This is a genomic window from Myxococcus sp. CA056 (assembly GCF_013336715.1).
Lineage (GTDB): Bacteria > Myxococcota > Myxococcia > Myxococcales > Myxococcaceae > Myxococcus > Myxococcus llanfairpwllgwyngyllgogerychwyrndrobwllllantysiliogogogochensis.
This window is the reverse complement of record NZ_JABUMT010000002.1, coordinates 1,384,885-1,396,736: the sequence shown is the minus strand read 5'-3', so window position 1 is coordinate 1,396,736 and position 11,852 is coordinate 1,384,885. Positions and strand designations below refer to the sequence as shown.

Annotated in this window: 3 protein-coding genes and 1 pseudogene; 3 read left to right on the top strand and 1 reads right to left on the bottom strand. The window is 65.7% G+C overall.

What is annotated here, in order from left to right; genetic code table 11:
* Positions 1-152 precede the first annotated feature (152 nt).
* Positions 153-1,741 (bottom strand): annotated as a pseudogene (locus HUA76_RS46430) (IS3 family transposase).
* A 1,520-nt stretch (positions 1,742-3,261) separates the two neighbouring features.
* Between HUA76_RS46430 and HUA76_RS13150 the strand changes: the two are divergent.
* From HUA76_RS13150 to HUA76_RS13140, 3 genes are read left to right on the top strand one after another with little or no spacing between them, the layout of a single operon-like run.
* Positions 3,262-4,029: a hypothetical protein gene (locus HUA76_RS13150; protein WP_174461011.1), complete on the top strand. Its 768-nt coding sequence runs from the start codon at positions 3,262-3,264 to the stop codon at positions 4,027-4,029.
* The gene (locus tag HUA76_RS13145; protein WP_174461010.1) at positions 4,026-11,258 is read left to right on the top strand and encodes an RHS repeat-associated core domain-containing protein; all 7,233 of its coding nucleotides are present in this window, start codon (positions 4,026-4,028) and stop codon (positions 11,256-11,258) included. Before HUA76_RS13150 ends, HUA76_RS13145 begins: the two co-directional genes overlap by 4 nt.
* Positions 11,259-11,738 carry a hypothetical protein gene (locus HUA76_RS13140; protein ID WP_174461009.1) on the top strand — a complete coding sequence of 160 codons (480 nt, stop codon included), beginning with the start codon at positions 11,259-11,261 and terminating at the stop codon, positions 11,736-11,738.
* The last annotated feature ends 114 nt before the right edge of the window (positions 11,739-11,852 follow it).

Genomic DNA, 11,852 nt, shown 5'->3' with positions numbered 1-11,852 from the left:
GCTGGCTCAGCCCTCTCTGCCAACGTGAGTGAGACAGTCCGTACCCGGCAGTTTAGTGTGCAGGGCAACCCAGGCAGGAACGATGAATCCGGTGGTGGAAGAGGCTCGGGTCAGGGACGGTGAGCGTCAAGGTAGTTGTCGCGTGAGAGGGTTCAGCCGATGCGCTTCATCTCCTGCACGGCCGGGGTGAGGTTCGGAGAGGGACCGAGACGAACGGGGCCTGCTGGCGTCCAGTTGCGCGTGACGCGGCTCCAGCGCTCGGGGTGACGGGCTCGTGCGCGCTGGTACACCTGGTGGCGTCGAGTCAGCAGCATGGCCTCGCGACCGAGGTGCCTGTCGTCGGGCGTGATGAAGCGGATGGCGGAGTGTCGGTGCTCGGTGTTGTACCAGTCCACGAAGCGCGTCACCCAGGCGTGCGCATCCTCGAAGGACGCAAAGGGCCGCCGGGGGAAGTTGGGGCGGTACTTCAGCGTGCGGAAGAGGGCCTCGGAGAAGGCATTGTCGTCCGAGACTCGGGGCCGGCTGAAGGATGGGGTGACGCCCAGCCACTGCAAGGTGGCCAGCAGCGTGGCGCCCTTCATGGGGCCGCCGTTGTCCGAATGCAGCACCAGTCCCTCGGGGCAGCCAGCCTCATGCCAGCAGCGACGGATGAGAGCCGCTGCATGCTCGGACGACTCCTCCTCGTGCACCGCGAAGCCCATGATGCGCCGGCTGAAGACGTCCACCACCAGGTACAGGTAGAGGAAGGCGCCCTTCACCGGGCCCTTCAGGTAGGTGATATCCCAACTCCAGACCTGGTTCGGCCCGGTGGCGGTGTGCTCGGCCCGAGGCTTGGGTGTGGGCGCCTTGGCATGGCCTCGGTGGGCCAACTGCCCCGCTTCGCGCAGCACCCGGTAGAAGCTCGCCTCGCTGGCCACGTACTCGCCCCGGTCCGCCAGCCTGGGGACAATCTGCTTGGGCGAGGCGTCCCGGAACTCCTCGCTGTTGGCCACCGCCAGGATTCGGCGCCGCTCCACCTCGGACAGCCGGTTGGCCGGCCGGGTATGCGGTCCGCACCGCCGGTCCTCCGCCGTGGCTGGCTTCCTCCAGCGTTGAATCGTGCGCGGGGCCACCCCGAGCCGCTCGCAGATGGCTTCCAGGCGCACGCCTCTCTCCAAGGCCTCGTCGACGTGGGCGAGCGTCATTTCTCGCTCTTCTCGTCCGCTGCGTCGTCCTCGTCGGCCAGGTGCCTCTCGTCCCACCCCATCGCCTGAAGTTTTTTTTCGAGCACCAGCAGCGCCGCCGTCTCCGCCAGCGCCTTCTCCTTGCGGTGCAGCTCCCGCTCGAGCTCCTTCACCCGCTTCTCGGCGGCGGCCAGCCGCTTGCGCTCCTTGGCCGGCAACGGCTCGCTCGCCGTGCCTGAGAGCGCCCCCGCGGCCGCCTGCTGCCACTCTCGCAGCTGCGCTTCATGCAGCCCCTCTCCACGCAGCAACGCCCCCAACTCCTCGCCTTTGAGTTCCTGGGCAGCCACCAGCACGCGCAGCTTCTCCTCGGGAGTCCACTTCTTCGGCACGGGGGAGGGCGCGGGCTTCTTCTCGTCGGACGGGGGCGTCATGCCCGCTACCCTATTCGCCGCGCGCAACCACTGCGACAACGTCGGCTGCGACACTCCCACCTGCCGGGCCAGTGTCGAGGCATTCACCGCACTCGGGCCCATCATCCGCTTCACCATCTGCGTCTTGAATGCGTCTGTGTACGGCACTTCAACCGCCTGCGCTCGCCCCCATCGGGTGGTCAGCTCGGCCGGTCAGCCGAGGCGACTTCTTCCCTGACACAGGGGGAAGCGGAAGGCGGAGTGTCGGTGCTCGGTGTTGCACCAGGCCACGAAGCGCGTCACCCGGCAGCATGCGTCCACGACGGAGGCGAAGGGGCGCTGAGGGAAGGTAGGGCGATACTTCAGCGTGCGCAAGAGGGCCTCGGAGAAGGCTTTGTCGTCCGAGACTCGGGGCCTCCGCCAGTCGGTACTCGGCCTTCGCCTCGGCCAGCCGCGTCCGCGCTTCGGGACTCCCGTCCAAACTCGCGTACGCCCGCTGCAACTCCACCTCTGCCCACCCCAGACGCTCCGCGAGCGCTCGCCGCTTCTTCATGCTCATGACCGAGGGTGGAAAGCAGGGGGCATGCCGCACCTTCACGGACACCACTGCGCTCGGGGCGTGTTGAGCACCGGCCTGGTGCCTGCGTCCGTCGACTCGCACTCCCCAGTCCGGCCCGGAAGACACCAGCCACAACCGCCCATGGACTGGAGCCCCTGGCGACATTGGCCCGTGAATTGAACTACCCCGAAGGGCGATACCCCTGAAGGGCGTGGCTTCAATCAGCCGAACGCTATCCAAGGGCTAGGTGTGACTTGTCGTGCATGGCCTAACACTCACAGCCTCGCTCGCGCGCTCTCCAGTCAGTGGTCGCGATTACGCCGCATTCAAAGAAATAGCGCTTACGCGTCGACTGCAAGCGAGGCTGGAAGGCCTCCGCGCATTCATGTCAGCCCTTACAGCTACGCTTCGCGGAATCCAAGGGGAAGAGGCACCATGTCGTTACAAGACACATTATTGGTTCACGACAGCGGCTGCTACGCCAACACGCTGTCCGTGTCTGTTCCAAGGGGGCGCAATGAGGTTGTGTTTCGGGGTCGTCTGGATCCTCTTTGCCATTTTCGCGGCATGGAGAGCGTGGGGAGAATCACGGCAAGGGTCGCCAAGTGGCCGGAGACTTACCACCGTGTGGGGGCGCATTCGAGGGCGAGCGCTGACTCCTGTCGCCATTGCTTTGCAGCTCTTTACCTTTCCAGCCCAAGCGGGCCCTTGTGCGGAAGGGGATACCGCGCCTCGGGATTGCAAGGTCGGCGTGTGCAAGGGCGTTGCCTATTGTAATGGTCTCTACCTGGGCGAGTGCGAACCCTCAGGGGCGTCCACCGAGACATGTACTGTCTGTGGGCGCACGGGCTACCGGTTGTGTTCTGGTTTCGACCTCATGCCGGCGTCGTGCTCCGCCTACCGGGCGGAACTCTGCAACGCCTGCGATGACGATGGTGATGGCGCCGTGGACGAAGGTGTCGCAGGGGTGCCTTGCACCATGCCCAACGGCTGTAGCGGTGTGATGACGTGCTCCCCCTCGGGTGGGACTTGCGTCTGGACTCCAGGGAGCACGAAGCACTGCTCCAACTGCGGGGCAGGAGGAAAAGCCATCTGTCAACAAGATGGCTCCATCGGCCTGTGTCGGCCCATGTCTCCGACGAGTGAAATCAATTGCAACGGCTGCGACGACAACCATGACGGCGTTGCGGACGGGGCCTCGGGCGCTGCGGAGACCTGTAACGGGACGGACGATGACTGCGATGGCGCCATCGACGAGAGCGCCTCGGGCGTGGAAGGAGACGCGTGCCAGGTGAATGTGGCTCAGGTGTGCTGCGCGCCGACGACGTGTCAGGCGCAAGGCAAGAATTGTGGCCTCATGTCCGACGGCTGCGGAGCCACGATAAACTGTGGTGTCTGCCCGAGTGGCCAGGCCTGCGGCACCGGCGGCGTCCCCAACGTGTGCGCCTGCGCGCCCATTCCCCAGCAAACCGCCTGTCAAGGCAAGTGCGGCCTGGTCCCCAACGGTTGCGGTGACACGTGGAACTGCGGTGGCTGCGCCAGTCCCCAGAGCTGCGGCGGTGGCGGCACGCCCAACGTCTGCGGTTGCACCCCCATCTCACAGGCGACGGCCTGCAGCGGAAAGAACTGCGGCATGGTGTCCAACGGCTGCGGTGGCACCTATGGCTGCGGCGGTGCCTGCACGGGCTACAACACCTGCGGCGGCGGCGGCACGTCCAACGTCTGCGGTTGCTCGGCGGACCCAAACGCCTGCGACGGCAGGGAGTGCGGCAGTGTCGACAATAACTGTGGTGGGACGATGAGCTGCGGAACCTGCTTTGGGGGCACCTACTGCCGGGCCGGCGAATGCACGGGCGGGGACCCGGTTCTGCCGAAGTCCGAGGAGGTCTCGCGATGACTCGCCTGACGAAGCCCTCCACCTTTCGTGACAGTCAATCCTTCGGGAAGAGCATCCAGATGAAGCGTGTCCTCTCGTTGCTCGTCCTCGGCCTGTACGGCGTCAATCTCCTCAGCTCATGTGGCCCCACCGTGGGCCCAGACGGAAAAGAAGCGCTGGCGGGCTTCTCGGCCAACCGGCTCAGTGGCACCGAGCGCCTCATCGCCCCGGCTGGGACGGTGGTGGATACCAACGCCCAGGTCGGCGTCACGCCGGGCGCGACGGAGGGCAGCTACTCCCTGACGGCCGACGGCGCGGCCTCCTACAGCCTGCCGTTGTGGGTGCCTCCGGGGCGCGCCGGCATGCAGCCGGAGCTCGCGCTCAGCTACAACAGCCGTTCGGGCGCGGGCCTGGCGGGCGTGGGCTTCACGCTGAGCGGGACGCTGTCGCGCATCACCCGGTGTCGCAAGTCGGTGGCGCAGGACGGCGTGGTGGGGCAGGTGAGGTTCACCACGTCGGATGCGTTCTGCCTGGATGGCGCCCGACTCATCCACACCAATCCCGGCGTGGCGGGGTACGGCGCGAACGGCAGCGAGTACCGCACCGAGGTCGACACTTTCGCCAAGGTGAAGCTCTCCTCCATCATCGCCAACGGCCCTCCGGACTCCTTCGAGGTTCGCCAGAAGAATGGACGCATCCTCACGTATGCCGCGAGGCTGGAAGGTGCTCGCGTCATTCCCCAGCAGGCGCCGCCCACGGGCGTCAACACCAGCACCCTCGAAACGGTTCGCTTCGCCTGGGCCCTCTCCGAGGTGAAGGACCGGCAGGGTAACTACATGCGCCTGCTGTACTCCCAGGAGGGCACCCATACGACGGGCTTCGAGCACCTGCTGACGCGCATCGACTACACCGGCTCCCATACCGATGCTTCCGTAGCCCAACCGCAGCGCAGCGTGGTGTTCAACTACGAGCCGGGCGACGTGGATGAGTCCTATGTCGCGGGATTCAAGCTGCGCACCTCCAAGCGTCTGGAGCGCATCGAGATGTTCGCGCCGGACGTGCCCGTGTCCCAGACACAGATGGGCGCCGTCGTCAGCTGGCGCTCCTATTCATTGAAGTACCGCGAAGGCAGTGAGAGGAGTGTTTCCGGCAGGAGCCTGCTCAAGACTCTGACGGAGTGCGACGGTCGCAACGTGTGCAAGTCCCCCACCACCTTCCACTGGGGGATGGGCTCCGAGTCCTTTACGACTATCAACACGGGTGTCCCGGACATCATCCACAATGACGCCAGGCTCGACAGTTTGCACCCCTATGTTGCCCGCGATTACTGGACGATACAGCTCGTGGACGTCAACGGAGACGGCAAGGACGACCTTCTCTATCGGTACACTGTCTTTGGCCCCTCGGGCGGTTTTCCGGAGCCGGAGTGGCGCCTGCGGCTAAGCACCGGCTCGGGGTTCGGCGAGTCCATGGTCGTCAACCTCCCCACCGCGAGGGTGGGCGATACGCTGGATGATTTGGCCCCCGTGGACATGGACATGGATGGCAAGACGGACATCCTGGCCATCAAACGCACCCACTGCGACATGAACATCAGCGGCCACAACCAGCTCTACCGGTTCAACGGCACCGATTTCATTCCCACCATCAACGATGGGAGTGAGACCTACGCTGTCTGCGATACGACTCTGGCGAACCGCCGTCCCTCGGGCCTGCAGACCGCGGACCTCAACGCCGATGGCCTGCCGGACCTCATCCGCTCCTGGCGTCACGTCAACGCAACCGAGGTCACGCCCGCGGAGTGGGCCTGGCGTCTCAACCCGCTGGGCACTACTGGCACGCTGAATTTCCCCGCCTACACCCCGCTCGGCATCCGCGCTGGACTGGAGCACGCGGGCCTCGTGGTGGACGTGGATGGCGATGGTGCGTCGGAGTTGTTGCTGCGCAAGCCCCAGTCCAACACTCCCGACTATTTCGCCAACTACTACACGGCTGTGGGCATCAACTCAGACGGCAGTGTGCGTGAAGTGGCGACGACGCTGTCCGCTCTGCCCTGGGACCACGTGTTGGCGCAGCCCTACCACTACCTCAACCTCTGGATGGTGGACGTGACGGGTGACGGTCTTGCGGATGCCCTGACGTTGCACCGGGAGGCACAACCACGTGCAGACGCTCCCCGCCTGCTCAAACTGGCGGTGAACACCGGCAATGGCTTCTTGCCGCCCCAGACTCTCGACCTCCCCGCTGGCAGTATGCCGGGGCCGTCTCAGTGGCATGAGATGGGCCGACTCATCGACAACGGCCTGCGCGTGCTCGACTTCAACATGGATGGGCGGCAGGACCTGCTGCTCACCGAGTACTACCTCGACCGGGGGACCTTACGCGCGCACCTCACGGTGCTGCTGTCGACGGGCACGGGCTTCACGACCAAGACTCTCTCCGACATTGCAGTGGGCCGGGACACGGGGAACGGAACCCAGTCACCTTCAGGCGCCGGTGCAGGAGCGGAGGGCTCGGGTTGGGGACAGAAGCTGACGCGAGTCGGCGACATCAACGGCGATGGGTTGCAGGACATCGTCCAGGTCGAGCCCAGCACCTCGAACCTGGTGGTGCATCTGCGGCAGGGAGGCAAGCCGGACCTGCTGCAAGAGGTCCGAGACGGGCATGGCAAGTTCGTCCGCTTCGAGCACGCCCCGCTGCGTGCGCTGCAGGACGCGGGGCGGTACACGCCCGGCACCTGCACTTATCCGCAGTACTGCGGCACGCGCGGGTTGTGGGTCGTCAGCTCATACGCGGTGGACAACGGACAGGACGACGTGCTTGAGCCGCCCTTCCGCAAGTATGACGTCAGCTACGCGGAGGGGAGGACGGACCTTCGAGGCCGGGGGTGGCTGGGCTTCGGCCGCCGCGTCGTCACGGACACCTCGACGAATGCGACGACGACGACGGTTTATGACAACGTCACTCGCACCGGAACGCTCTACCTGCATGCGGGCTCTCCCAAGTCCGAGACAGTCAACACCCCTCTCGCGTCGGGCACGCACAGCCGCGTCACCACATTCCTCCGGGAGGCCCGCACGGCGCCCGAGGGCGTCACACGATTCCTGTGCCCGGTGAAGACGTCCGTGTCCGAGACTGACGGCATCCATGGCGTCGTCTCGGACGCGGTGTCGGACCAGCAGTGTGACGCCTACGGCAACGTGACGTCGCAGGACACCTACGTGGGCGCCAGCGCCACCGACACAGTGGGAACGCGGCTGCAACGCACTCTCCAAGTGGAGAATCACCCCAGCACCTGGGTGCTGGGCCTGCCCCGGAGAGTGACGGACACTTCGACGTCACCGCCCAGCGGCCTGTACCCGAGTGGACAGCAGGCCACGCGCGCACAGACATACCAGTACTGCGCCAGCGAGCCCTGCCCTGAGTCCAACCTCGTCTGGCGCGTCGTCACGGAGCCGGAAGGCAGCGTGGACACGCGGATGGTCACCACCTACGCGCGGGACGCCACGGGCCAGGTGACGTCCGCCGAGGCCACGCATGGGGGCACCGCGCCCTCGCGCCAGGAGAGTGTCTACTTCGACAACTTCGAGAAGCTCTTCCCCACCGTAGCCATCAACGCGGAAGGCCACCGCGAGGACACGGCCTACCATCCGGCGCTGGGCGTGGTGGCGCTCATCGAGGACGCCAACGGCGTGCGGGTGCGCGCCTCCTATGATGGCTTCGGCCGGCAGCGCATGGAGACGGCGCCCTACCGCGAGGGCGGAGCCTCGGCTGGCGCGCCCCTCCTGGTGGACTACGCGCGCCAGGGACAGGGCACCCAGGTGACAGCGCAGCGCAGCGGCAGCCCCATCGTCATCCAGCGGCTGGACAGGTGGGAGCGGCAGCTGTCCGTCAGCACCCAAGCTGCAGATGGACGTTGGACGTACGCCACCACGGAGTACGACTTCTTCGGCCGCCCGTCCCGCATCACTCAGCCGCGCTATGAAACCGAGCCGGCAAAGGCCACCACCTTTACCTACGACAATCTGGGACGACTGCTGAAGGCGACAGGGCTGGACGGCACCTTCCAGGAATGGGTGTACGAGGCGCGCAGGACGCACCGCTACGACGAGTTGCGCAACCGGTCGACTCTCGTGCGTACACCGCTGGGCCGGGCGTTGCTGGTGGACGAGGTGCGGGCAACCGGCTCCCTGGTGACGACTATCTACACCTATGGCTCGTTTGGTGTGCTGGAGTCGGTGCGGGACACCAGTGGCGGCGTCACCTCCATGGAGTATGACGTGCTGGGGCGCCGCACGAAGCTGACGGAGCCCAAGCTGGCGCCGCTCGTCACCGCGTACGACGCCTTCAGCGACATCCGAGAGGAGACGGATGCGGGAGGCCGTCAGACGACGTATGTGAATGACAGGCTCGGCCGAGAAATCCTCATCAACAACACGGACGGGCAGACACGCCTCACCTGGGACACCGCGCCCCATGGCGTCGGCGGACTGGCGTATGCGGTGAACGAGCGCGGGGCGACGACGACGGCGGACGACGTGCTGACGGCGTACGCGTATGACACGCTGAGCCGCCCCATTCAGGAGGCGCTCACCTTCGGCGGCGTGACGCACCTGGTGGACCAGAGCTACGACAGCTACGGCCGTCCGGACACCCTCCGGTACCCGGCGGGCCCTGGAGGCACCCGGCTGACAACGCAGCAGGTGTACACGGCGCTGGGCTACCCGGTGGCGGTGAAGGACGCGTCCACCGGCGCCGAGTACTGGCGGGCGAGGGAGCGCGACGCGGCCGGACGACTGCTCATCGAGACACGCGGGGCCAACGTCCTGACGACGTGGAACCGCTATGACAGCCGGGGGCGGTTGCGCTTCATCGAGTCCCGCCTGGGCGCGACGGCGGCGGGCGGCCCCGTCCAGTCACTGGCCTACAGCTACAACGCGGATGACAGCCTGCGCAGCCGCCACGACACCCTGAAGCAGGTAACGGAGTCCTTCCAGTACGACGGTTTGGACCGACTCACGCGCTGGACGGTGCAGGCCCGGTGCGACAACACCGTCACCGACTACGGCTACAACAACCTGGGCAACCTCACCTCCAGGAAGGTAGTGCGCAACGGCACGCAAATGGAGCATCTGTACTTCCAGTACGGCGCGCAGACGGCTCCGCGGCACGCACTCACGGGCGTGAGCACGACGCCGACCTTCAGCACGCTGACGGAGAGCTTCACCTACGACACGGCGGGCAACCAGACGCACGCGGCCGAGGCGGCAACGGGACGCTTCCGTAATATCTCCTACACCTCCTTCAACCTGCCCTCCACCCTGGAGACGCAGCAGGGCACGTTGAGCTTCACCTACGACGCCTTCCAGCGCCGGACGCTGAAGCAGCACAGCAACGGGGACTCCACCCTCTACGTGGGGGGCGTCTACGAGAAGCGGCGGCAGGCGGGCGTCGACTCGCACATCTTCTTCGTGCTGGCCGAGGGCCGCGCGGTGGCGCAGGTGACGCTGGCCGCCAGCAGCGGCGCCACCCCCGTCACCTTGTACCTGCTGAATGACTATCTGGGCTCGGTGGAGACGGTGACGGATGCGGCCGGTACCGTGCTGGAGCAGCGCAAGTACCAGCCCTTCGGTGCGCAGGGGCGAGCGGACGACCCGACTCTCGCTCCCGCCACCACGGCCAGCGGCGTGAGCCTGGGCTTCAGCAGCCACGAGTGGGACGACGAGGCGGGCCTCGTCAACATGAAGGGCCGTCTCTACGACCCGAGAGTGGGACGTTTCCTGACGCCGGACCCGGTGGTGCAGGCGCCCTTCTCCAGCCAGGCCCTCAACCGCTACAGCTACGTCCTCAACAACCCCCTGCGCTACGTCGACCCGACGGGTTTCTCGGGAGAGGACGCCCTCTCAAGCGTCATGTGGACGGCTCCCGTTGCCGATGGCGAGGTGACCGCCATCTGCGGCTCCCCCAATCCGGCGGACTGCATCTCACCGACGGTGGGTGCGGTGAACGGCGCGGAGACGGAGGTCGGTAACAGCTCCGACGGTGGAGACAGCAGCCCTGCGGCCATCGCCGGCGGCGCCGACCAGAACGGCGGCATCGAGCCAGGCGTCGTCCAGTCCTCCTGCCGCTTCTGCGTGGGCGACGGCCGGGGCCTATTCGCCTTCAGCGACAAACAGATGGACGACCTGCAGGGCTGGATGCGCGAGACGAAGTGGGCCTACGTCCCCGTCGCCGGGCTCGCCACGACGTCGCTCAACCTGATGCTGTCGTTGATGCGCGGCAACACGGACGACCTGGTCAGCGAGGTGTCCCAGGTGGCCCTCTCCCTCGTCGCCGCAAAGGCGGTGGGCGCCGCCATCAAGGTAGCAGCTCCTGTCGTCGCCTCTGCGGCAGGCAACGCCAGTGGCAGACTCGCGCAGGCCATCACGAACAGACTCTCCCGGATGCCCAAGGCTTGCTTCGTAGCAGGCACACTGGTGCTGACGACGGCGGGCCACCGGCCTATCAACGAAGTCAAGCCAGGGGAGTTCGTGTGGTCCCAGAATTCACGAACCGGCGCATGGGACTGGAGCGACGTCACCGAAGCGTTCGCTCATGACTACGAAGGCGTGGTCGTCCGGGTGGACTTCGACGCGTCGAGCATTCAAGCCACTGAGAACCATCCATTCTGTGTCACCAATGGCGCCCTCGTGTGGGGACGGCCTGTTCCCACCGACATCGGCCTGGATTCGCTCTCCTGCGGCGGAGACGGCAGGTGGGTCGCCGCAGGAGATCTCCTGCCGGGCGACATGCTCCTGGGTGCAGATGGCCCGCGACAAGTCACGTCCGTCACGCCGTACTTGGCGAGCCTCCCAGTCTACAACCTCCAGGTCAAGGGGACACATACCTACGCTATCTCGACTGAGAACCTACTCGTCCACAACAAGTCGATGCCGACCTTGCCCTCGAAAGCGATCCGCGTCTCCCGTCGATGGCAGGCGCGTGATGTCACGGATCCCTGCTTTAGGAATGGATGCGGTAGCGTCGCTCAACAAATCAAAGACCAAATCGGGGGGAAAGTGGTAGAGATCACCCCAACAATGTCAACGTGGATGGGGGCCTACCGAGGCCACGACCCGCGGTGGGCCTTTCACAAGGTCGTCGTGAAGGACGGACGTGTCTATGACCTCTTCACTGGGCACAAGGGCTTGCCCGTTGAGGAATATAAGGCTCTCTGGTCCTATCGCGACACTCTCAACTTCGGATTCTAGATGAAGCTGACACCTCTATCGGAACTCGTCGGTCGCCTGCGGACCATGCAGCTCGGGTTCATGCCCACGGAGGGCTACGACACCTTGGTCGCGTACATTCTCGGGTTTGATGTAGCAACCGGCGGAGGCGCGCTCACGGGCCTTCGCGAGTGGCTCATCACCCAGGTTCGGGACGGGACCAATCTCCATTGGCCTGATCTGGTGAGCATGCTCCTGCACCAACGAGCCGCTTCAAATCCTGAGACCCATGAGTGGGGAGAGAGAGAGCGTATCGATTTTCTCTGCGACACCCTCGAAGAGTTCTTCAAGGTGCAGCAGTCTCGCGACGGCCTGAGTACCATTTATTTTCATTACGAGGCGTGGCTCAGGAGACATAAGTGGTACGACCCACCGACTCCTTACTGGCTCCCACCACCGGCACCGAAGAAGCCTCCGCACAAGCGCGCCAAGAAGGCTCCAACGATCCGACGCAAACGTTGAGCCACTGAGACTCTCCCATTCGGAGCTACGTCCGTGCCCAGGACGTGGTCTGCCCCCCATCCTCTGGCCCACGTCCAACATCCGTCCAGGGGAATGGGGGCAAGCCGACGGGAC

Bases quoted from the DNA above. Each gene is read 5' to 3' on its own strand.
- HUA76_RS13140 (WP_174461009.1), top strand. From the start codon at position 11,259: ATGAAGCTGACACCTCTATCGGAACTCGTCGGTCGCCTGCGGACCATG.
- HUA76_RS13145 (WP_174461010.1), top strand. From the start codon at position 4,026: ATGACTCGCCTGACGAAGCCCTCCACCTTTCGTGACAGTCAATCCTTC.
- HUA76_RS13150 (WP_174461011.1), top strand. From the start codon at position 3,262: ATGTCTCCGACGAGTGAAATCAATTGCAACGGCTGCGACGACAACCAT.